General features: G+C 65.7%; 21 protein-coding genes. 16 read left to right on the plus strand and 5 right to left on the minus strand.

Annotated features, from left to right (window positions below; all coding sequences use genetic code 11):
* Positions 1-34: 34 nt before the first annotated feature.
* From RM463_RS01770 to RM463_RS01815, 10 genes are all read left to right on the plus strand, one after another.
* A complete protein-coding gene (locus tag RM463_RS01770) occupies positions 35-2,830 on the plus strand; it encodes a monovalent cation/H+ antiporter subunit A (RefSeq protein WP_311428729.1) in 2,796 nt (931 codons plus the stop codon).
* Positions 2,830-3,168, plus strand: a complete 339-nt coding sequence (locus RM463_RS01775; protein ID WP_132041237.1) for a Na+/H+ antiporter subunit C — start codon at positions 2,830-2,832, stop codon at positions 3,166-3,168. Before RM463_RS01770 ends, RM463_RS01775 begins: the two co-directional genes overlap by 1 nt.
* Positions 3,165-4,688 carry a monovalent cation/H+ antiporter subunit D gene (locus RM463_RS01780; RefSeq protein WP_311428730.1) on the plus strand — a complete coding sequence of 508 codons (1,524 nt, stop codon included), beginning with the start codon at positions 3,165-3,167 and terminating at the stop codon, positions 4,686-4,688. The genes RM463_RS01775 and RM463_RS01780 overlap by 4 nt, the downstream gene beginning before the upstream one ends.
* Positions 4,689-4,765: 77 nt before the next feature.
* Complete coding sequence (locus RM463_RS01785) at positions 4,766-5,191, plus strand: Na+/H+ antiporter subunit E (protein ID WP_311428731.1); 426 nt, start codon at positions 4,766-4,768, stop codon at positions 5,189-5,191.
* Positions 5,188-5,457 carry a K+/H+ antiporter subunit F gene (locus RM463_RS01790; RefSeq protein WP_311428732.1) on the plus strand — a complete coding sequence of 90 codons (270 nt, stop codon included), beginning with the start codon at positions 5,188-5,190 and terminating at the stop codon, positions 5,455-5,457. Before RM463_RS01785 ends, RM463_RS01790 begins: the two co-directional genes overlap by 4 nt.
* Entirely contained in the window at positions 5,454-5,798 is a 345-nt protein-coding gene (locus RM463_RS01795) for a Na+/H+ antiporter subunit G (protein ID WP_229332981.1), read from the plus strand. The genes RM463_RS01790 and RM463_RS01795 overlap by 4 nt, the downstream gene beginning before the upstream one ends.
* A gap of 254 nt (positions 5,799-6,052) precedes the next feature.
* Positions 6,053-7,156 (plus strand): aminotransferase class I/II-fold pyridoxal phosphate-dependent enzyme, encoded by a 1,104-nt coding sequence (locus RM463_RS01800; RefSeq protein ID WP_311428733.1) that lies wholly within the window; start codon positions 6,053-6,055, stop codon positions 7,154-7,156.
* A gap of 70 nt (positions 7,157-7,226) precedes the next feature.
* Positions 7,227-8,435 (plus strand): MFS transporter, encoded by a 1,209-nt coding sequence (locus tag RM463_RS01805; protein WP_311428734.1) that lies wholly within the window; start codon positions 7,227-7,229, stop codon positions 8,433-8,435.
* Positions 8,432-8,557, plus strand: coding sequence for a hypothetical protein (locus tag RM463_RS01810; protein ID WP_311428735.1), 126 nt, complete (start codon positions 8,432-8,434; stop codon positions 8,555-8,557). The genes RM463_RS01805 and RM463_RS01810 overlap by 4 nt, the downstream gene beginning before the upstream one ends.
* A 63-nt stretch (positions 8,558-8,620) precedes the next feature.
* Entirely contained in the window at positions 8,621-9,784 is a 1,164-nt protein-coding gene (locus RM463_RS01815; RefSeq protein ID WP_311428736.1) for an alpha/beta hydrolase, read from the plus strand.
* 876 nt (positions 9,785-10,660) lie between these two features.
* On the opposite strand, the gene RM463_RS01820 is transcribed toward RM463_RS01815, so the two are convergent.
* A complete protein-coding gene (locus tag RM463_RS01820; protein ID WP_311428737.1) occupies positions 10,661-11,539 on the minus strand; it encodes a helix-turn-helix transcriptional regulator in 879 nt (292 codons plus the stop codon).
* A gap of 112 nt (positions 11,540-11,651) precedes the next feature.
* On the opposite strand from RM463_RS01820, the gene RM463_RS01825 reads away from it, so the two are divergent.
* The 5 genes from RM463_RS01825 to RM463_RS01845 all read left to right on the plus strand — a co-directional run bounded on the left by RM463_RS01825 (position 11,652) and on the right by RM463_RS01845 (position 16,209).
* Positions 11,652-12,356 (plus strand): ABC transporter permease, encoded by a 705-nt coding sequence (locus RM463_RS01825; protein WP_311428738.1) that lies wholly within the window; start codon positions 11,652-11,654, stop codon positions 12,354-12,356.
* Entirely contained in the window at positions 12,353-13,078 is a 726-nt protein-coding gene (locus tag RM463_RS01830; RefSeq protein ID WP_311428739.1) for an ATP-binding cassette domain-containing protein, read from the plus strand. The genes RM463_RS01825 and RM463_RS01830 overlap by 4 nt, the downstream gene beginning before the upstream one ends.
* Before the next feature lie 147 nt (positions 13,079-13,225).
* Entirely contained in the window at positions 13,226-13,999 is a 774-nt protein-coding gene (locus RM463_RS01835; RefSeq protein ID WP_311429113.1) for a substrate-binding domain-containing protein, read from the plus strand.
* A gap of 135 nt (positions 14,000-14,134) precedes the next feature.
* Complete coding sequence (locus RM463_RS01840; RefSeq protein WP_311428740.1) at positions 14,135-14,809, plus strand: response regulator transcription factor; 675 nt, start codon at positions 14,135-14,137, stop codon at positions 14,807-14,809.
* The gene (locus tag RM463_RS01845; RefSeq protein WP_311428741.1) at positions 14,806-16,209 is read left to right on the plus strand and encodes a sensor histidine kinase; all 1,404 of its coding nucleotides are present in this window, start codon (positions 14,806-14,808) and stop codon (positions 16,207-16,209) included. The genes RM463_RS01840 and RM463_RS01845 overlap by 4 nt, the downstream gene beginning before the upstream one ends.
* A gap of 40 nt (positions 16,210-16,249) precedes the next feature.
* Here RM463_RS01845 and RM463_RS01850 read toward each other — a convergent pair whose 3' ends face one another.
* The 4 genes from RM463_RS01850 to RM463_RS01865 form a co-directional block, all read right to left on the minus strand.
* Positions 16,250-17,758 (minus strand): tripartite tricarboxylate transporter permease, encoded by a 1,509-nt coding sequence (locus tag RM463_RS01850; RefSeq protein WP_311428742.1) that lies wholly within the window; start codon positions 17,756-17,758, stop codon positions 16,250-16,252.
* A gap of 12 nt (positions 17,759-17,770) precedes the next feature.
* Positions 17,771-18,226, minus strand: a complete 456-nt coding sequence (locus RM463_RS01855; RefSeq protein ID WP_311428743.1) for a tripartite tricarboxylate transporter TctB family protein — start codon at positions 18,224-18,226, stop codon at positions 17,771-17,773.
* Positions 18,227-18,282: 56 nt separating this feature from the next.
* Positions 18,283-18,840: a hypothetical protein gene (locus RM463_RS01860; RefSeq protein WP_311428744.1), complete on the minus strand. Its 558-nt coding sequence runs from the start codon at positions 18,838-18,840 to the stop codon at positions 18,283-18,285.
* A 125-nt stretch (positions 18,841-18,965) separates the two neighbouring features.
* On the minus strand, positions 18,966-19,280 hold the full coding sequence (locus RM463_RS01865) for a tripartite tricarboxylate transporter substrate-binding protein (protein ID WP_311428745.1): 315 nt from the start codon (positions 19,278-19,280) through the stop codon (positions 18,966-18,968).
* 468 nt (positions 19,281-19,748) lie between these two features.
* On the opposite strand from RM463_RS01865, the gene RM463_RS01870 reads away from it, so the two are divergent.
* On the plus strand, positions 19,749-20,918 hold the full coding sequence (locus RM463_RS01870) for an isovaleryl-CoA dehydrogenase (protein ID WP_195688157.1): 1,170 nt from the start codon (positions 19,749-19,751) through the stop codon (positions 20,916-20,918).
* Positions 20,919-20,980: the final 62 nt, after the last annotated feature.

Here is a 20,980-nt window from a genome sequence, read left to right on the forward strand (position 1 = left end):
AAAGGAACCACTGCCGGACAGGGAGTCGTGCCTTATGCCGCTTGTGCTGATCATCCTGCTGCCACTGACGGGCGCTTGCCTGCCCGCCCTGCTGCAGGGACGATCATCACGCCTGCTGGCCTCGGTCTCCGCCCTCCCCGCCCTCTTCTGCCTGCTGCTGCTGCTCAGCTGGCTCCCCCATGTGATGCAGGGCGGTGAGGCCGTGGTCCAGCGGCTCTCCTGGCTGCCCTCCCTGGGTCTCGACGCAAGCTTTCGACTCGACGGCCTGGGGCTGCTGTTTGCCCTGCTGATCACCGGCGTCGGCTGCCTGATCCTGCTCTATGCCCGCTACTATTTCGAAGGCAGCAAGACCACGGCACGCTTCTTTACCCTGACCCTGCTGTTCATGGCGGCCATGCTGGGCATCGTGCTTAGCGAGAACCTGCTCTTTATGCTGGTGTTCTGGGAGCTGACCAGCCTGACCTCCTTTCTGCTGATCGGCTACCACACCGACGATCATGCGGCTCGCCTGGGTGCTCGCATGTCGCTGGTGATCACCGGCGGCGGCGGCCTGGCTCTGCTCGCCGGCATCATGCTGCTGGGCCAGGCCGCCGGCAGCCATGAACTCTCCGTCATCCTCGAGGCCGGCAGCCGAATTCGCGCAAGCGAGCACTACTGGCTGTTGCTTAATCTGATCCTGCTGGGCGCCTTCACCAAGTCGGCCCAGTTCCCCTTTCACCTCTGGCTGCCCCATGCCATGACGGCGCCCACCCCGGTCTCCGCCTATCTGCACAGCGCCACCATGGTCAAGGCGGGGCTGTTCCTGCTCGCGCGACTGCACCCGGCACTGGCCGATACCACGCTATGGTTCTACCTGGTGACCCTGACCGGCATGCTGACGCTGATGGTGGGTGCCTTCGTGGCCATGTTCATGCACGACATGAAGGGACTGCTGGCCTACTCCACGGTCTCCCACCTGGGGTTGATCATGTTGTTGCTGGGGCTGGGAACGCCCATGGCACTGGCGGCGGCCCTCTTCCACCTGGTGTGTCATGCGCTGTTCAAGGCCCCGCTGTTCATGATGGCGGGCTACGTGGACCACGCCACCGGCTCCCGCGACATGCGCCATATCAACGGCATGTGGCGTTTCATGCCGGCGCTGATGGTGCTGTCGGGCGTCGCCTCCGCCGCCATGGCCGGCCTGCCCCTGATGAGCGGCTATCTGAGCAAGAAGATGCTGTTCAACGAAAGCCTGCTGGTCGTCACTCCGGAGTGGGCGGCGGTAGTGATTCCCGCCTGGGTGGCCCTGGCCGGACTCTTCTCGGTGGCCTACTCGATCCGGATCTTCCATAACGTCTTCTTCAATGGTCGGCCGATCGACCTGCCGATCTGGCCACCCGCCCCACCCCGGCTGGCGGCCCTCTCGCCCATCATGCTGCCGGTCCTGGCCACCCTGCTGGTGGGATTGGCCCCCGAGCCGATCTATATGGCACTGGTCCACCCCGCCTTCGCCGCCACCCAGCAAGTAGCCGTTGCCCCCTATGACTTCACGGCCCTGGGTGGCCGTCTGCCCATGCTCATGAGCCTCTTCGCCCTGGCCGGCGGTGCACTCTTCTACCACTGGCGTACGCCGCTTTTCCGTCTGCATGCCCGCCTGCCGATGGTGGATGCCAAGGAGATCTTCGACTGGTTCATGCGTCGCGCCACGGCTCTGGCCCAGCAGCGTGTGTTCCAGCTGGAGAATGGCTCCCTGCAGCGTTATCTGACCTTTATCATGGCTACCCTCGTGGTGCTGGTCGGCCTGCAGCTGCACGATGTTCCCCGCTGGGACGGCGGCGTGGCGCTTGCCCCCCTCGACCCGCTCACCCTGCTGGCCGCGACCCTGCTCTGCCTGACATCGCTGGGGGTGGTGGTCTATCACCATCACCGGCTCCCGGCCCTGCTGCTGCTCGGCGTCACCGGACTGTTCGTCACCGTGACCTTCGCCCGCTTCTCGGCACCGGACCTCGCCCTGACCCAGCTGATGGTGGAGGTGATGGCGGTGGTGATCATGATGCTGGCACTCTCCTTCCTGCCCCAGACCTCCCCACGCGGCTCGACCCGACTGCGCATGGGCCGCGATCTGGCCATCGCCGGATTGATGGGCCTGGGCGTGGCCGCCTTCAGCTTCGCCATCCTGACCCGCCCCCAGCAGACGATCTCCGACTTCTTCATGGCCAACAGCGTGCCGGGCGGCGGCGGCAGCAACGTGGTCAATGTCATCCTGGTGGACTTCCGCGGCTTCGATACCCTGGGCGAGATCACCGTACTGGGCATCGCCGCCGTGGCGGTCTTCGCCTTCACCCGCGACCTGCATCTCAAGGAGCGTGTGGTCGACACCAACCCCGCCCACTGGGTGGCCGAGCCCTATCCGATCATGCTCGGCGCCGTGGCCCGCCTGGTGCTGCCCGTTGCCCTGCTGGTCTCGGCCCATATCTTCCTGCGTGGCCACAATCAGCCCGGCGGCGGCTTTATCGCGGGGCTGATCACCGCGGTGGCGCTGACCCTGCAGTACATGGCCGGCGGGCTGATCTGGGCCCAGGCACGCATGCCGACCGCCTTTCGGCCGATGATCGGTGCCGGGGTGCTGATCGCCTCCTTCACGGGCCTGGGCAGCTGGCTGTTCGGCTTCCCCTTCCTCACCTCGGCCCACGGTCACCTGCACCTGCCGCTGATCGGCGAGTTCGAGCTGGCCACCGCCATGCTCTTCGATCTCGGTGTCTACGCCACCGTGGTCGGGGCCACGCTGCTGATTCTGGCCAACCTCGGCAAGCTGATGACGGTGGCCGGCCCCGGCGAGGAGATCGGCTGATGGAGCTTCTCTATGCCATCACCCTTGGCGTGCTGACCAGCTGCGGCACCTATCTGCTGCTGCGGGCGCGCACCTTTACCGTCATTCTGGGGCTGACCCTGCTCTCCCACGCCGTCAATCTCTACCTGTTCGCCTCGGGTCGATTGGTGGCCGGGGCACCGGCCATCATCGGCATCGCGGACACCATGGCGGACCCATTGCCCCAGGCACTGGTATTGACCGCCATCGTCATCGGCTTCGCCATGACCGCCTTCGTGGTGGTGCTGGCGCTCAAGGCCGCGGTGGAGCTGCGCAACGACCATGTCGACGGTGAGAATCCCGACGAGGACCGGACATGAACCACGTTCTGATCCTGCCCATCCTGCTGCCGCTGCTGACCGGCGCGGGCCAGCTGCTGTTCTACCGGGCCTCCTTCGCCGTGCAGCGCCTGCTCGGGTTTGCCAGCACCGGCTGGCTGGTACTGCTGGGTCTCTGGGCGATCGCCACGGCCGGTGCCGGCGACTACCTGATCTACCAGGCCGGCAACTGGCCGGCCCCCTTCGGCATCGTTCTGGTCCTCGACCGCCTCGCCGCCATCATGCTGGCCCTCACCGCCGTGCTCGGACTCTGCTGCCTGCTCTACGCCAGCGGTGGCACCGACCGGCGCGGCGCCCACTTCCATGCCCTCTTCCAGTTCCAGCTGGCGGGCCTCAACGGCGCCTTCCTGACCGGCGACCTGTTCAACCTCTTCGTGTTCTTCGAGATCCTGCTCATCGCCTCCTACGCCCTGCTGCTGCATGGCGGCGGCCGCGCCCGCAGCCGCGCGGGCCTGCACTATGTGATCATCAACCTCGCGGGGTCGGCGCTGTTTCTGATCGCCCTGGGCACCCTCTACGGCCTGGTCGGCACCCTCAACATGGCCGACCTGGCACAGCGAATCGCCGCGGCCCCGGCCGAGGATGCGCCGCTGCTGGCGGCGGCCAGCCTGATTCTGCTGGTGGTGTTCGGCATCAAGGCGGCGATCCTGCCGCTGCTGTTCTGGTTGCCCCGCGCCTACTCGGCGGCCAGCGCACCGGTGGCGGCCCTCTTCGCCATCATGACCAAGGTGGGTGTCTACGCGATCCTGCGGGTCTTCCTGCTGGTCTTCGCGCTGGGTGAGGCTCCGGTCAACGAGACCGCCTGGGAATGGCTGTGGCCCCTGGCCCTGCTGACCCTGGCACTCGGCGGCATCGGTGTGCTGGGCTCCGAGAGCCTGCGCACCCTGACCGCCTATCTGGTGATCCTCTCGGTGGGCACCCTGCTCGCGACCATCAGCCTGGCCACCCCCGCCGCCCTGGGCGCTGCCCTCTTCTACCTGGTGCACAGCACGCTGATGGCCGCCGTCTTCTTCCTGCTCGCCGACCTGCTGGGTCAGCAACGCAAGGAGGGCTATGACCGCTTCTCCGCGGTGGGCCCCATCGGACACCGCTGGGTGCTGGGCAGCCTGTTCTTTATCGCCGGCATCGCCATGGCGGGATTGCCGCCGTTTTCGGGGTTCGTCAGCAAGGTATGGATTCTGCAGGCCAGCGGCGCCGAACCCGGCGGGCTATGGCTGTGGGGGGTGCTGCTGGCGTCGGCTCTCTTGGTGATCATCGCCATCAGCCGCACCGGCAGCAGCTGGTTCTGGCGACCAGGCGAGATGGCAAGCCCCTACCCACTCAGGCGCGGCCTGCTGACCCTGGTCTACAGCATGGTCGGCCTCAACGCCTTGCTGGCGGCCTTCGGTGACCCGGTGATGGCCTACCTTGCGCTCACCGCCGAACAGCTGCTCGCCCCACAGGGCTATATCAGCGCGGTGCTGCCCGAGGCCACCGCGTCAACCTGGGAGGTCGCCCCATGATGCCCTCGATCCGCGCGTGGCGATTCTGGCTGCCGCACCCGCTGTTCTCGCTGTTCCTGGCACTGCTCTGACTGCTGATGGTCAATGACGTCAGCGTGACCCACGCACTGCTGGGACTGGTCCTGGGGGTGGCCATCCCGATGGTGACACATGGTTTCTGGGCCGAGGAGGCGAGGATCCGGCGGCCACTGCCGCTGCTGCGCTACCTGCTGGTGCTGCTGCTGGATATCCTGCGCTCCAACCTGGTGGTGGCGCTGCGCATCCTGCGCCCCGCCCGGCATCTCAAGCCGGGCTTCTTCATCTACCCGCTGGCCCTGGACGATGACTTCGCCATCACCATCCTGGCCAGCACCATCTCGCTGACTCCCGGTACCGTCACGCTCCACCATGACGCCGAGGCCAACACCCTGCTGGTGCACGCCCTGCATCTGGAGAACGAGGCCGAGACCATCGAGGAGATACACCGCCGCTACGAGCGCCCGCTGCAGGAGATCTTCCGATGATTGCCCTGGTGACTCCCATCGCGATGACACTGTTCGCCGTCGCCGCGCTGCTCAATCTCTACCGCCTGGCCGCAGGCCCGGATATCGTCGACCGCATCCTGGCGCTGGACACCCTGATGATCAACAGCATCGCCTTGATCGTGCTGGCCGATATCCAGATGGGGCTCGGCGTGTTGTTCGAGCTGGCCCTGCTGATCGCGCTGATGGGCTTCGTCGGCACCGTGGCCATGAGCAAGTACCTGCTGCGGGGGGACGTCATCGAATGAACGGCCTCGACATGTCCTGGATCATGCAGCTGGTCATCGCCCTCTTCCTGCTGGTGGGTGCGGTGGTGGCGCTGATCGGCTCCTGGGGGCTGGCCAAGCTCCCCGACTTCTACACCCGCCTGCATGGGCCCACCAAGGCCAGCACCCTGGGCGTCGGCTGCACGCTGATCGGCTCGCTGCTCTTCTTCAGCCACCAGCAGGATGGCGTCTCGGTACAGGAGGCCCTGGTGACCATCTTCCTGTTCGCCACCGCGCCGGTCAGCGCCCATATGATGGGCAAGGCGGCGCTGCGTCGGCGCCTGCGGGGCGTGGCAGGCACCCGCAATATGCCCAAGGAGTAGCCCAAAGCTATTGCAGTTACTGTACCAAGGGGCGCTGGGGAAAAGCCGACGAGGAGGTCCTACGCCATGGATGGCGTCGGTAGCGCCCAGGGAGGGGTTTACAGCGCCTCCTCGTCGGTCCGGCGCTCCGGGGCTTATCGCCAGATCAGCCCCGAGCCATCTGCGATAATTCTGGGAGTAGCCCCCAGCGGGCCAACTCGGCGTCAAACCCTGCTAGGGTGAACGGTGACTGGCATCAGCGACTGGAGACCGATATGTCCCGCTTCCCCGACCATCTGACCGGCGACGGCCCCCACAACCCCTTTCCCGGCGTGCGCGTGCTGGAGCGCCGCCTGGGGCGCGAGATCCCCCACCAGCTGGGCTCCAACGAAGGGCTCGATATGCCCCACCGCGCCCTGCGCGAGCGCTTCGGCGATGCCCTGGCGGAGCACGTCTACAGCTACGGCGATGCCGAGGCGCTGGGCATCCGTCGACGCCTGGCCGAGCAGAAGGGAATCCCGCTGGAGGCGATGCTGGTGGACGCCGGGGCCGACAGCTTGCTCGCCCTGACGCTGCGCGCCGTCACCTCTCCCGGCGAGACGGTCGTCGCCACCCGGGGCACCTACCCCACCTTCGCCTACTTCGCCCGGGGCCACGGCTGCCGCGTGGAGGAAGTCGCCTACGACGAGGCGCCGGGACGACTCGCCCCCGACCTCGACGCCCTGGCGCACACGGCCAGAGAGACCCGCGCCCGGCTGGTCTATCTGGCCAACCCGGACAACCCCGGCGGCCATCTTCACGGCGACGAGGATGTACTGGCCCTGCGCCACTCCCTGCCCGACGACTGTTGGCTGCTGCTCGACGAGGCCTATCACGACTTCCGCGGGGACGCCGACGGCGAGTTCGGCCGTCGGGTGCTCCCTGGCGTGGTGCGCCTGCGCACCCTCTCCAAGGCCCATGGCCTCGCCGGGCTACGTGTCGGCTACGCCATCGCCGAGCCGGAGACCCTGGCGATGATGATGAAGGTCCGCATCCACTATGCGGTGTCGACACTCAGCCAGGCCGCCGCCGAAACGGTGCTGGACGCCCCTGACGAGGTCGCCGCCCACGTGGCCGCGGTGAGGGAGCGCCGCGAGCGCCTGGCCGCCCACCTGCGCGAACTGGGCGCCGACGTGCTGCCCAGCGCCACCAACTTCGTCGGGGTGCGACTGCCAAGTGCCGAGCTCGCCGCCGAGGTACACAAGACGCTGCTCGACGAGGGGAAGCTGATCGCCCGCCCCGCCGACCCGGCCCTGGGCCATGTGCTGCGCATCACCGCCGTGGAGGATGCCCTGTCACCCGGCCGGCTGGCGACGCTGGAGCGCGCTCTGCAACGCTAGCCAAAACCGGCTACAGGCGACATAGTAGAGTCCTTTAGCCTGCAAACCAGCCCACTCAATGGACCCGCCGATGGACGCTCTACGCCGCCACTCCCTGATGATCCTCGTGCTCGGCAGCCTGGTGGTCACCCTGGCCATGGGTCTTCGCCACGGCTTCGGCCTATTCCTCGAACCGATGAGCGCGGAACTGGGCTGGGGACGCGGCGTCTTCGCCTTCGCCCTGGCCATCCAGAACCTCCTTTGGGGCCTCGCCCAGCCCTTCGCCGGTGCCGTGGCGGATCGCTACGGCGCCGCCCGGGTGGTGGTGGTCGGCGGCGCGCTCTACGCGCTGGGATTACTGTTCATGGGGCTCTCCGAAACGGCGCTGGGCATGACGCTCTCGGCCGGGGTGCTGATCGGACTGGGGCTCTCCGGCACCACCTTCTCGGTGGTGCTGGGCGCGGTGGGGCGCGCCGTGGCGCCGGAGAAGCGCAGCATGGCCATGGGCATCGTCAGCGCCGCGGGCTCCTTCGGTCAGTTTGCCATGCTGCCGGGTACCCTCGGGCTGCTGGAGTGGCTCGGCTGGTCCGTGGCACTGCTGGCCATGGCCGCCATCGGTGCCCTGCTGCTGCCGTTGGGCGCCCTGCTGCGTGACCGCCCCTCACCTGCCGCGGCAGGCGATCTGCCGCTGCGCGCGGCCCTCGACGAAGCCGTCGGTCATCGTGGCTTCTGGCTGCTCTGCCTGGGCTTCTTCGTCTGCGGCTTTCAGGTAGTTTTTATAGGCGTGCATCTGCCCGGCTATCTCTACGACAATGGCATCGCCGTTCAGGTGGGCAGCACCGTGCTGGCGCTGATCGGCCTGTTCAATATCTTCGGTACCTATGTCACCGGCTGGCTGGGCGGACGGTTCTCCAAGCCGCACCTGCTCAGCTGGCTCTACCTGTGCCGTGCCGGGGTCATCACTCTCTTCCTGATGGCGCCGCTGAGCCCGGCCAGTGCCTACGCCTTCGGCATCGCCATGGGGCTGCTGTGGCTCTCCACGGTGCCCTTGACCAACGGCATCGTCGCCTCGGTGTTCGGCGTCCAGCACCTCTCGATGCTCGGCGGGATCGTCTTTCTCTTCCATCAGCTCGGCTCCTTCATGGGCGTCTGGCTGGGGGGCCTTCTCTACGACCTGCAGGGTGACTACGACGTGGTCTGGAAGCTGGCCATCCTGCTGGGGGTCGCCGCCGCCGCGCTGCACTGGTGGATCAACGAGACACCGGTGCAACGCACCCGACACCCGCAGGTAGAAGCATGAGTCGTCGCCTGACCCTGCGAATCGTAGCTGCCATCATCACGGCTACTACACTGGCCCTGGTATGGCGGGGCTGGCATCAGCTGGACGGCTCCCTGCTGCTGCTCGGCAGTCGGCTATGCTGAGGCCAATCAGAGCGAGTGTATTAAAAGCGGTGCCCGCGCGATGGGACGGCCCCGGAGAGGAGGATGCATTTGCCAGAAGCCGAGGAGCAACGCCGCCGGCACAGCCTCCTTCGACTGCTTCCGGGTCTGCTTCTCGGCATGCTGCTGTCGGGCTGCAGTACCCTGGAGCGCCACCACGAGGCCCTGCTGGTACTCGGCGACCTGGCTGCCGGCGAGACACCGAGCCGGCTGAAGCAGCGCACACCTCCTCCCAAACGTAAGCGACTCGCCTACGCCGTGGAGGGACGCGACTATGTGGCGGACCTCTACCATCCGGCAATATCACCTCGGGGGACCCTGATTCTGGTTCATGGCCTCACCGAGGCAGGCCGGCGCGATCCCCGTCTAATGGCCTTGGCTCGCACCCTGGCGCGGTCCGGTTTCACGGTGCTGGTGCCGGAGCTGGACGGCCTGCGTGACTTCTCGGTCGGCACTCGCGAGGTGCAGCGCATCGCCGATGCCATCCGCTACGCCGCCGACGCACTTGCCATGAGCGTCGAAGGTCCGGCACTGGCCGCCATCAGCTTCGCCACGGGGCCAGCGCTACTTGCCGCCATGCAGCCGGACACCACCCACCGGGTACGTTTCGTGATCGCTGTTGGCGGCTATTACGACCTGACTGACCTGCTGCGCTACGCCACCACCGGAGAGGATCGGGGTAGCACCGGCCGACGGCCGCCTCCGCCCCAGCGTGATGTGCGCTGGGCCGTGCTGCGCAGCCAACTCCACGCCCTGGAGGATGCACAGGACCGGGAGCGGCTGGCAGCCATCGCCCGGCGTCAACTGGCGGGCGAGGAGGTACCGGAACCCGACGCGAGCGAGCTGAGCCCCCAGGCAATGGCGCTGTACGAGCTGGTGACCAACCGCGACCCGGCGCGCGTCACGTCGCTGCTCGAGGCGCTACCACCGCGGCTGCTCGTCCAGTTCACGGCGCTGGATCTGGCGTCTCGGGATCTCGCCGCGCTGGAGGCGAGGCTGGTACTGATCCACGGCCCGGACGACCGGGTGATCCCGATCAGCCACTCGCGACGGCTACGGGATGCCCTCCCCGCCGGCCAGGCTCGACTCTTCGAAGCCGAGGGACTCGGGCACGTGGAGGTCTCGTCCCACTGGCGCGACGCCTGGTCGCTATGGCGGGCGATCCATCATGTGCTCGAGCTGAGTGAGACGGAGAGCGAGCACCGCTGACCGTAGCCCGGTGCCGCATGGCACCGACGGCCGAAGCGACTCAGGCTACAGGTGCAGGATCTCCTCCTTGAGCGAGAAAGTGAAAAAATCTCAAATCGAAACGATTCGACATACGCACCGTGATCTATAATTAAACAGCCCAAGCCAGACCTCCCAGTCGGCAATCACAAGCCCTGCATACAGGCCATGAGGGCGTGTTACTAGTGAACCCGCGTGTCCTGCAGCGACGCATTCCTTGCCCCCTCGAGATCCACCAGGCCGACGGCACGGTGCATGCCGGCGTGGCATGGCGCCGTGGTATCCACCCCGGTATCGGGGCGTCGCTCGGCACCCAGGATCGGCTACCGAGCACCGAAACTGCCTCGATACCCCAACGAGGCAATGACCATGAAACTCATGGCATGCAGCTCGGCCCTGTTCATCGCACTGCTGTCTCTCTCTCCCGTTGTAGCGGCAGACTCGGTGTACCTGGAAGAGCGCACCAAACGCCTTCACGACAAGGCGACGACATCCACCGTGGTGCCGACAACGATGCAACGAAAGGCGGGACCTCGCACAATGGGAGCGAGAGCGGCACCGACAACGATGCAACAAAAGGCGGGAGTTCGCACAACGGGAGCGAGAGCGGTACCGGCGGCGACAGTCGCGTCCCCCGAGCCCTGGTGGCACTGACACCAGGTACCGGATATCAAGCGCGACCCGGGTAAGGACCACGGTGGACAACCCGCGTGTCTCTCACCGCCACGGCTCGCCATCGAGCCGTGGCGGCTTCCTGTTTCCCGAGAGGAACCCACAGCCTCTCGGCAACCGACACGCTCTCTACCGGCGCGTAAATAGACAAGAGATCGAACCGTCGCAGCGCCATATCGGGAGCGATCAAGCGTTGTAGACCACCCTGCCCAACTCGCCGATGTCGTAGCCGCCCAGCGCCTCGGCACGCTCGACGAAGCGCGGCTCCTGCGCGAACGACAGTAACCGCTGAATCGGCGGTTCGAAGTAGCTGCGCCGGCGCATCGCCAGGTCGAAGTGCTCCCGGTGCAGCGGCAGAAAGGTCAGCCCCTGGCGCCTCGCCGCCGCCTCCACCCCGAGCCCCGCATCCGCCTCACCCTGGCGTATCGCCAGGGCGAGATCATCCTCCGAGAGCGAAGGGTGTTCTGAGAACCGTAGTCGCGAGGCCTCCACGCCCGCCCGGACCAGTAGCCAGGTCAGCAGCCGCCCCGCCCCGGCATCTGGCTGGCGGTGGGCGACCCGCACCTCGGGCCGCGCCAGGTCGGTCAGACGACGAATGCCCAGCGGATTGCCCGGCGCCAGCAACAACCCCTGACGCCGGCTCGCCCAGCGCACCATCACCAGATCGCGCATGCCCCCCATCCCGAGGGCCTCGGGACGGTTGTACTCCCCACTCGTCGCATCCAGCAGATGCAGCCCGGCAAGCATCACCCGCCCCTCCATCAGGCGCCGGACCCCATCCCCGCTGCCCTGACACAGTAGCGCCAGCTGGGAGCCACTCTCCCGCACCGCCCACTCCAGCAGCGGGTCCTGGCTACCGGCCAGCACCACGGGCACCGGCCGCGCCGTGGATTGATCTCCCTCCAGATGGTTCATCAGCCAAAGGTCGATGCTGTGGCGAGGAAACAGCAACTTGCCCGTCACTCGCACACAGGGAATGGCCTGTTGGCGTACCAGGTCATAGACCTTGCGCTCCTTGAGGCGCAGGTAGTCCGCCACCTCGGCAGTGGTCAGGTAGGTCTGCATACCATTTCTCCGCTTCGACTGCACATTACTGTTTAAGAATGTTTTATTTACACTACTGCATGCATCTTGAAACCTGAACGCACAAGATGCCAGTCAACCAACGGAGACCTGCATGCCCAGCGATACCAGTGCCCTGACCACCGCTCTCAGCCTGATCCTCGGCTTCGATCCCACGCTGATGGAGATCGTGGCCCTGTCATTGAGGGTATCGCTGGTTGCCGTCCTGCTGGCCGCCGTGATCGGGCTGCCGCTCGGCGCGGCCCTGGCGCTATGGCGCTTCCCCGGTCGTGGCGCCCTGGTGGTGGCATTGAACGCCCTGATGGGGCTACCGCCGGTCGTGGCGGGTCTCTGCGTCTACCTGCTGCTCTCCCGTGCCGGGCCCCTCGGAGAGTTGGGACTGCTGTTCACGCCAGGCGCCATGGTGGTGGCCCAGGTCATTCTGGTATTGCCGATCATCGCCGCCCTGGCCCGCCAGCAGGTGGAGGAGTTGCACCAGGAGTATCACGAGCAGCTCACCTCCCTGGGGCTGTCGCGGCTACGCATGATCCCTACCCTGCTGTGGGATGCCCGCCTGGGCCTGGTCACGGTGATCCTGGCCGGCTTCGGCCGCGCCAGTGCCGAAGTGGGCGCGGTGATGATCGTGGGGGGCAATATCGATGGCGTGACCCGGGTGATGACCACCGCCATCGTGCTTGAGACCAGCAAGGGCAACCTGGCACTGGCACTGGGCCTGGGCATCGTGCTGCTGGGGCTGGTGGCGCTGGTCAATGCCGGCGCCTATATGGTCGGAGAAACGGCCAGGAGGCGACTGGGATGAACGATCTGACGGCACGCTTCGTGACCGAGCCGCCGGCCCAGAGCCTGAAAGGCGTGAGCTTCACTCATCGCGGCCAGCGCCTGCTCGGCCCCGTGGACCTTCGCCTGACGGGGTGCAAGCGCACCCTGGTGATGGGTCCCAACGGGGCCGGCAAGAGCCTGATGATGCGATTGGCCCACGGCCTGTTGCCCGCCACCCAGGGTCAGCTGCGCTGGGAGGGGCGCACCCCGCGCCAGGCCATGGTCTTCCAGCGCCCGGTGCTCCTGAAGCGTTCGGCACTGGCCAATCTGGTCTATGCCCTGGCGGTCAACGGCACCCCGCGTCAGCGACGCAAGTCACGTGCCCGCGAGGCACTGGAACGCTTCGGCCTGAGCCACCTGGAACGGCGGCCGGCCCGCGTGCTCTCCGGCGGCGAGCAGCAGCGCCTGGCCCTGGCCCGTGCCTGGCTGCTCGACCCCGAGGTGCTGTTTCTCGACGAACCCACCTCGGCCCTGGATCCCGCCGCCATCCTGGCAGTGGAGAGCGCGGTGCAGGAGTTCCACGCCCGGGGTATCCGCATCCTGATGAGCAGCCATGACCTCCACCAGGCTCGTCGCCTGGCCGATGAGGTGCTGTTTCTCAACGCGGGGCGTCTGGTCGAACACACCGATGCCGCCACCTTCTTCACGGCTCCCGCCTCGGACGAGGCGAGGGCCTTTATCCGCGGAGAGCTGGTGCTCTAGCCGGCCTCTCCGCACCAACCGGCAACCGCCATCGCCAACCGTCGTCAACAAGACACAACAACGACTCTCAGCAACGAAACTCATCAGCAACACAAGGAAGCGACCATGCAACACAAGGCACGCATTGCTCTGACCGCCATCGGCCTGATGGGCCTCTCGCTGGCCGCCCAGGCCCAGGACGGAGAGAAGTACATCACCCTGGCCTCCACCACCTCGACGGAGAACTCGGGGCTTTTCGACGCCATCATCCCCCAGTTCACCGAGAAGACCGGCATCGACGTGCGCGTGGTCGCCGTGGGCACCGGCCAGGCCTTCGAGATCGCGCGGCGCGGTGACGCCGACAGCCTGCTGGTGCACGACACCGCCGGCGAGAAGCAGTTTGTCGAAGAGGGCCACGGCACCGAGCGCGCCGACGTGATGTACAACGACTTCGTGCTGATCGGCCCCGAAGGCGACCCGGCCGGTATCGCCGATGCCGAGACCGTGGCCGAGGCGATGCGGCTGATCGCCGAGGCCGAGGCGCCCTTCGCCTCCCGCGGCGACGACAGCGGCACCAACCGCGCCGAGCTTCGTCTGTGGGACGCCGCCGGGGTCGAGCCGGGTGGTGACTGGTATCGTGAACTGGGCAGCGGCATGGGCCCGACCCTCAATACCGCCGCCGGCATGGATGCCTATGTGATGAGCGACCGCGCCACCTGGGTCGCCTTCGAAAACCCCCAGAACCTCGAACTGCTGTTTGCGGGTGATGAAGCGCTCTTCAACCAGTACGGCAGCATCCTGATTTCAAAGGAGCGACACCCCCACCTCAAGCACGACCTCGCCGAGCAGTGGCATGGATGGCTACTCTCCGAGGAGGGGCAGAGCGCGATCGGCGATTTCGACGTCAATGGTCAGCAGCTGTTCTTCCCCAACGCCGACTAGCCCTCCTGCCGAATAGCACTCCGACGGCGGCGCCCTCCCGGGCGCCGCATACTGCCTATCGATAACGACGCAGGACCCGGGCCGCCCTATCGCGATATACTGTCCACTTAGACAGTTCATGATACGGGACGGCACGTGAAAGCGCTGGTAGTCGAAGACAATCCCAACCTGTCCAACTCCATCGCCACGTTTCTTGGTGAGGCAGGCTTCCAGGTGGAGACCTGCGACGATGGCCAGGCCGCCGAGCAGTGGCTGCGCCACTTCTCATTCGACCTGATCCTGCTCGACCTGGGCCTGCCCAACCTGGATGGCATCCATGTGCTGCGCCGACTTCGCGCCCGCCAGGACAAGACACCGGTACTGATTATCTCGGCACGGGACGACCTGGATCAGCGAGTTCTGGGCCTGGAAGAGGGCGCCGATGACTACCTGGGCAAGCCCTTCTCCCTGGTCGAGGTGGTGGCCCGGGCCAAGGCCCTGGTGCGCCGTGCCAAGCAGTTCGGCGAGAGCAGCCTGCAGTGCGGCGGCCTGGAGTTGCCCACGGACAGCCCCTACGTGATGGTTAACGGCGAGGCGGTGGCGCTGCACCGGCGCGAGCGAGAGGTCCTCGAGTATCTGCTGATCAATCAGGGGCGCCTGGTCAGCAAGGGTCAGATCATCGACCGCCTCTCTGACCTGGACGATGCGATCACTCACAGTGCCGTGGAGACCTATATTTCCCGCCTGCGCAAGAAGATCGGTCACGCCGCCCAGCTCCGCACCGTGCGCGGACTCGGCTACCTCCTCGATGCGGGCGAGCCACGCTCGTGAACTCGATTCGCTCCCGCCTGCTGCTCTGGATCGGCCTGCCCTTCAGCCTGGTCGGCATCCTCACCCTGATTGCCAGTCAGGTAGTGCTCTCTCGTCAGATCAACGAGACCTTCGATGCGATGCTGCTCAATGCCGCCGAGCGGGTGGAGCGGCGCATCCACACGGTGGAGGGCGTGCTTCGCATCAATATGCACTACTTCAGCATCAGCACTCTGGGCAGCCGCGGCGATGGCAAGATCTTTTATCGCATCCGCGACGATGCCGGCAATATGCTGGCTGGCTTCGAGGGACTGGAGGCTCCCGCTTCGGACACCACCACGCCGACCTTTTACGATACCCGCTACGCCGGAAACGAACTGCGTGCCGTGGCGACCAGCTTCCCGGTAGTACGCGGCACCCAGAACAGACGTATCGAGGTGATCGTGGCCGAATCGACCGAGGCCCGCGACACCCTGATCAACGAATTCCTGCTGACCCTATCGGGGCTGACCGCACTCGGGGGCCTGCTCGCCGTGAGCATTGCCCTGCTGGCAATCCATCGGGGGTTGGCGCCCCTACACGCCATCAGCCGTAGCCTGCGCCAGCGCTCCCCCAATGACCTGGATCCCATCGAGACCCAAGTGCCTCGTGAGGTCACCACCCTGGTGGCCAGCATCAATGGCCTGATGGCACGGATGCGCCAGAGCATCCTCAATACCCAGCAGTTCAATGCCGACGTCTCGCATCAGTTGCGTACTCCGGTCTCGGAGATCCGCGCCTTGGCGGAGGTCACCGCCCAGGGTTGCGAGGCCCCCTCACTGCGTTACCCCCTGAAAGAGATCGAGCGCATTGCCGAGCAGGCCGGCCACACGGTGCAGCAGCTACTGGTCCTGGCCAAGACCCGCCACGAGCTGGTGGACACCCAGGCTCTTACACCGCTACACCTCGGTGAGGTGTGCCGAGAGGCCTGCGCGGAAGCTGCCGCGCGAATCTATCAGCGGGGGCAGGAGCTGGAGCTTATCGAACAGCAGACCGATGAGGTGATCGGTGACCCGGTGCGTCTGCGCTGGCTGGTGCAGAACCTGATCGAGAATGCGAGTCAGCATGCCGGTGGCGAGGCCCCCTACCGGGGCACCATCCGGGTAAGTACCTTCCAGCGTGACGGGGCACCGGCGCTCAGCGTTGCCGATGACGGAGTCGGAGTGGCGGCTGAGCACCTGACCCGGCTTGTCCTACGCTTCTATCGGGCCAGCCCCACGACCCCGGGCAGTGGCCTGGGCCTGGCCATCGTCGACGAGGTAGCCCGCGCCCACGGCGCCCACCTCGAATTCTCCACTCCGCCGGGCCAGGGACTAACCGTCAGCGTCGTCTTTGCACCGCGGCTCGACGCCGATGTGCCAGCGCCATCGGCGGCGGGGTAAGCAGGATCAATAGCGTCACCAGGGTACGTTCGAGCACGGCTCAGGCGCTCGCGGCCTTCTTGCCTCCCTTGAGCAGGCCCAGCAGGCGCTTGCCGAACAACGACACCAGCAGCAGCGCCAGGATCAACAGGGTCACCGGGCGCTCCAGCACATAACTCAGGTCGCCACCGCTGATCTGATAGGAGTGCAGCAGGGACTTCTCCGCCATGGCCCCCAGCAGCATGCCGATCACCGCCGCCGGCACCGAATAGCCGTAGTGGCGGAAGATCCAGCCGACCACCGCGAACACCAGCACCGTTACCGGCCCGGTCATGTTGCCGGTGAGCCCGAAGGAGCCCATCACCGCCAGCACCAGCACCGAGGGGATCAGGTAGCGCATCGGCACCTTGATGATATTGGCCAGCAGCGGAATGAACAGCAGCCCGATGACCAGCAGCAGGAACACCTGGGCGAAGTTGGCGAAGATGATGGCATAGACCACATCGGTCTGCTGGCGGATAAACTGCGGACCGCCGGTGATGTTATGCATGGCGAAGGCCGCCAGCATCACCGCCGTGGCACCGCCACCGGGAATGCCCAGGGCCAGCAGGGTGGCCATGGAGCCCGCCTCCGAGGTGCTGTTGGCCGACTCCGAGGCCACCACGCCCTTGGGGTTGCCCTTGCCGAAGGAGTCCGGGTCCTCGTCGCGGCGCTGGGTCTCCACGTAGGAGAGCAGGTTGGAGACAGAGGAACCGACCCCGGGCACCGCCCCCACGAAGACCCCGATCAGGCCGCCGCGGATCATCACCCAGGGGTAGCGAACGGCCATCTTGAAGCCCTCGAAGATTTCCGAGACCTTGACCTTGCGGGAAGCCTTGGATTCGACGATAAAGTCCTTGTTGGCCAGCTTGAACAGCTCGGAGGCGGCGAACATGCCCATCATGGCCGGAATCACCGGCACCCCGTCGAGCAGGTAGGTCTGCCCCATGGTGCCCCGCGCCATACCCAGCTCGTTGAAGCCGATCGTACCGATCAGCAGGCCCACGAAGCCGGCCATCAACCCCTTGAGCACCTGCTCGCCCTTCAGGCTGGCGATCAGCGTCATGCCCCACAGGATCACCGCGAACATCTCCGCAGGCCCCAGCTTGAGCACCATCAGGGACAGCGGCTGGATCATCACGAAGAGAATCAGATAGCCCATCAGCGTACCGAGCACGGACGACACCAGGGCAATCCCAAGTGCCTGGTTGTGCTTGCCCTGGCGCGCCATGGGGTAGCCGTCGAAGGCGGTGGCGATAGCCGAGGAGGTGCCGGGAATATTCATCAGGATCGCCGGGATGCCACTACCGAATGAGCCCCCAGTAAAGATGGCGGTCAGGAACAGCATCGCCTGGACGAAATCCATGTACAGGGTCATGGGAAGGAAGATCGCCATGGCCATGGAGATCTGCAGCCCCGGGGTGGCGCCGAAGATCAGCCCGATAACGATACCGGGCAGCACCACCATCCAGGGGGAAAAGCTCGAGAAGAGCAGGGCCAGTCCCTGCTCGACGGCGACAAAATCGATCATGGTGTGACTCCCTTAGCCCGGAAGGATCAGCATATGCATGGGATAGGGCAGCATCTGCGAGAAGAAGAGTGCCACGCCGAAGCCGAAGGCCAGGCTATAGCCGCCCAGCAGTGGCCAGTTACGTTCGCCCTTGAGGACCAGGAAGGCCGCGATAAACAGCACCGTGGCCACATCGAACCCCAGGCTCTGCAGCGACAGCACATAGACGGCGAACAGCCCCACCACCGGCAGGGTATGGTGCAGCGGCTCACCCTCGCTCTCCTCGCGGATCAGCAGGGTACCCTTCTTCAGGCGCACTCCTACCTCCAGGGCCACGATGGCCAGCACCACCAGGGAGAGAGGCAGGATCAGCAACAGGTTCTGGATGGCCGAGGAGACCCGGATGGCATCCAGCAGATACCAAAGGGTAAAAGCGGCCAGGGCCATGAGGACGAGCAGGTCCCCATAGTCGCGTTTGTTGGTGGACATGAGAAAACTCCAGGCACCCCCGGCGGAATCGCCGGGGGTGCATCATGCGGGAAGGATCAGTTGAGCAGGTCGGCGTAGGCCTCGAAGACCTCGAAGTTGGTACGCATCAGCTCATTGGAACGCTCGGGCCCCACCCAGACGCCACCAATATCGCCAGCTTCAAGCTGCTCCTGAACCTCCTTGCGAGCCAGGGTGTTCTGGATCGCCTCGGAGAGGATCGCGTAGCGCTCCGGGTATTGACGCTCGGTCTCGGCGGTCACCGCGAAGCCGCGCATGGAGCCCTGCAACACCGGCACCTCGATATCCATGGGGTCTAGCGCCTCGTTGATGGTCGGTGCGTCCCACTGCTCGATGCGCTCATCGTTGACGATGGCCAGCGGGGTCAGGAACTCACGGATCCCTTCGCTGCCCTGCGCACTGATGGAGGTGAAGTGGACCTGGCCGCCGGCCACCGCGGAACGAGCCTCGCCACCGCTGTTGTAGGTCACCAGGTTGAGGTTCTCCTGGGGAATGCCCGCCTCATCCAGCAGCAGGCGCACCATCAGATGGCCGGCGGAGCCCTGTACCACCGAGGCCCGAATCTCGCCGGGGTTATCGCGGATCGCCTCCAGCAACGACGGCAGGTCCTCGAAACCGCTGTCCTTGTTGGCAGCGATCAGGTCCAGGTCGAACCACTGGAAGTTGATGAAGGAGAAGTCCTCGATGCCGTACTGGGCCCCTCCGGTAAGAATGGTGTTGGTCAGGTAGGGGCAAAAGTGGAGGCGTAGACGGTATAGCCGTCGTCCGGGCGCGACAGAATATAGTTCGCCGATACCTGGGTGCCAGCGCCGGGGCGGTTGGTGACCTTTACCGGCACACCGAGCTCCTCGGCCAGATAGGTGGAGACGGCCCGGGTCATGCGATCGGCACTGCCCCCGGTACCGAAGCCCACCACCAGGTCGACAGGACGGTCCGGGTAATCATCGGCGGCCACCGGAGTGGTCATCGCCAGAGAGGCCAGCATGGCTGCCGCGGCGCCGGCCATCAGGGGCTTGGGAAGGAAGCGATCGAACATGGCGTGTGTACCCTACGTTGTTAGATAAAAATCAGTTAGATGAAAACCGGTTAGATTCAGCTCGGGCATCGCCCGGCAACGTGACTCTAGAGGGCCAAGCTGTCACCAAGCTTGCATGGCACCAACCTTAGACTAAGGTCTATGTCATTTGGGCCGCTCCCTTTACCCCTTCCAACACCCCCACTCCAGGCACGACCTGGCCGGACAGTGGCATGAGTAGCTACTCTCTGGGGAGGGTCATAACGCCATCGGCGACTTCGACGCCTGCGGCCAGCAGCTGTTCTTCCCCAGCGCCGCGTAAGCTGGATTGGACATTCGTCGTACAAGCCACAAGGCGCACTTTACGTTAACGTAAACCTGCCCTAGTCTTGGACCATATACGGTGTTATCACCCGATATGGCCCGTTGTGCGCGTCCCCCTACCCCAGCGCCAGACGCCACAACTCAGACAAGAACGGGAGTCCCCCCATGCACACGCCCTTCAAGCCCCTCGACTTCGGCCTCGACGAAGAACTCAACATGCTGCGCGAACAGGTCAACGCCTTCGCGCGCGACGAGATCGCCCCGCGTGCCGCCGAGATCGACGAGAAGAATGAATTCCCCAACGATCTCTGGCAGAAGTTCGGCGACATGGGCCTGCTCGGCATCACCGTCTCGGACGAGGATGGCGGCACCGGCATGGGCTACCTGGCCCACTGCATCGCCATGGAGGAGATCTCCCGGGCCAGTGCATCGGTTGGCCTCTCCTACGGCGCCCACTCCAACCTCTGCGTCAACCAGCTCAAGATCAATGCCAATGCGGAGCAGAAGGCCAAGTACCTGCCCAAGCTGATGAGCGGTGAGCATATCGGCGCGCTGGCCATGTCCGAGCCGGGCGCCGGTTCCGACGTGGTCTCCATGAAGCTGCGTGCCCGCCAGGATGGCGACAAGTACATCCTCAACGGCAACAAGATGTGGATCACCAACGGCCCCGATGCCGACGTTCTGGTGGTGTATGCCAAGACCGACCCGGATGCCGGCTCCAAGGGCATCACCGCCTTTATCATCGAGAAGGACATGCCCGGCTTCTCCACCGCCCAGAAGCTCGACAAGCTCGGCATGCGCGGCTCCAACACCTGCGAACTGGTGTTCCAGGACTGCGAGGTGCCGGCAGAGAACGTGCTCGGCGAAGTCGGCAAGGGCGTGCGCGTGCTGATGAGCGGCCTGGACTACGAGCGCACCGTGCTCGCCGCCGGCCCCATCGGCATCATGCAAGCCGCCATGGATATCGTGGTGCCCTATATCCATGAGCGTAAGCAGTTCGGCCAGTCCATCGGCGAATTCCAGCTGGTGCAGGGCAAGGTGGCGGACATGTACACCACCCTCAACGCCTGCCGTGCCTATCTCTACGCCGTGGCGGCTGGCTGCGACCGTGGCCAGACCTCCCGCAAGGACGCCGCCGGCGTCATCCTCTACTGCGCCGAGAAGGCCACCCAGGTGGCACTGGATGCCATCCAGCTGCTCGGCGGCAACGGCTACATCAACGAATACCCCACCGGCCGCCTGCTGCGCGACGCCAAGCTCTACGAGATCGGCGCCGGCACCAGCGAGATCCGCCGCATGCTGATCGGCCGCGAGCTGTTCAACGAATCTGCCTAACCACCGCCGACTCCGTGTAGGAGCCCGATTTATCGGGCGATGGTTCATCGAGCGATGCTCAA

It is taken from the genome of Halomonas sp. LES1 (genome assembly GCF_031846005.1).
Lineage (GTDB): Bacteria > Pseudomonadota > Gammaproteobacteria > Pseudomonadales > Halomonadaceae > Halomonas.

What these genes read in the sequence shown, in the direction of transcription:
- RM463_RS01825 (WP_311428738.1), top strand. Translation starts at nt 11,652, where the DNA reads ATGCCCAGCGATACCAGTGCCCTGACCACCGCTCTCAGCCTGATCCTC.
- RM463_RS01800 (WP_311428733.1), top strand. Translation starts at nt 6,053, where the DNA reads ATGTCCCGCTTCCCCGACCATCTGACCGGCGACGGCCCCCACAACCCC.
- RM463_RS01795 (WP_229332981.1), top strand. Translation starts at nt 5,454, where the DNA reads ATGAACGGCCTCGACATGTCCTGGATCATGCAGCTGGTCATCGCCCTC.
- RM463_RS01810 (WP_311428735.1), top strand. Translation starts at nt 8,432, where the DNA reads ATGAGTCGTCGCCTGACCCTGCGAATCGTAGCTGCCATCATCACGGCT.
- RM463_RS01785 (WP_311428731.1), top strand. Translation starts at nt 4,766, where the DNA reads ATGGTCAATGACGTCAGCGTGACCCACGCACTGCTGGGACTGGTCCTG.
- RM463_RS01870 (WP_195688157.1), top strand. Translation starts at nt 19,749, where the DNA reads ATGCACACGCCCTTCAAGCCCCTCGACTTCGGCCTCGACGAAGAACTC.
- RM463_RS01855 (WP_311428743.1), bottom strand. Translation starts at nt 18,226, where the DNA reads ATGTCCACCAACAAACGCGACTATGGGGACCTGCTCGTCCTCATGGCC.
- RM463_RS01775 (WP_132041237.1), top strand. Translation starts at nt 2,830, where the DNA reads ATGGAGCTTCTCTATGCCATCACCCTTGGCGTGCTGACCAGCTGCGGC.
- RM463_RS01790 (WP_311428732.1), top strand. Translation starts at nt 5,188, where the DNA reads ATGATTGCCCTGGTGACTCCCATCGCGATGACACTGTTCGCCGTCGCC.
- RM463_RS01820 (WP_311428737.1), bottom strand. Translation starts at nt 11,539, where the DNA reads ATGCAGACCTACCTGACCACTGCCGAGGTGGCGGACTACCTGCGCCTC.
- RM463_RS01780 (WP_311428730.1), top strand. Translation starts at nt 3,165, where the DNA reads ATGAACCACGTTCTGATCCTGCCCATCCTGCTGCCGCTGCTGACCGGC.
- RM463_RS01850 (WP_311428742.1), bottom strand. Translation starts at nt 17,758, where the DNA reads ATGATCGATTTTGTCGCCGTCGAGCAGGGACTGGCCCTGCTCTTCTCG.
- RM463_RS01805 (WP_311428734.1), top strand. Translation starts at nt 7,227, where the DNA reads ATGGACGCTCTACGCCGCCACTCCCTGATGATCCTCGTGCTCGGCAGC.
- RM463_RS01770 (WP_311428729.1), top strand. Translation starts at nt 35, where the DNA reads ATGCCGCTTGTGCTGATCATCCTGCTGCCACTGACGGGCGCTTGCCTG.
- RM463_RS01835 (WP_311429113.1), top strand. Translation starts at nt 13,226, where the DNA reads ATGGGCCTCTCGCTGGCCGCCCAGGCCCAGGACGGAGAGAAGTACATC.
- RM463_RS01815 (WP_311428736.1), top strand. Translation starts at nt 8,621, where the DNA reads ATGCATTTGCCAGAAGCCGAGGAGCAACGCCGCCGGCACAGCCTCCTT.
- RM463_RS01830 (WP_311428739.1), top strand. Translation starts at nt 12,353, where the DNA reads ATGAACGATCTGACGGCACGCTTCGTGACCGAGCCGCCGGCCCAGAGC.
- RM463_RS01865 (WP_311428745.1), bottom strand. Translation starts at nt 19,280, where the DNA reads ATGTTCGATCGCTTCCTTCCCAAGCCCCTGATGGCCGGCGCCGCGGCA.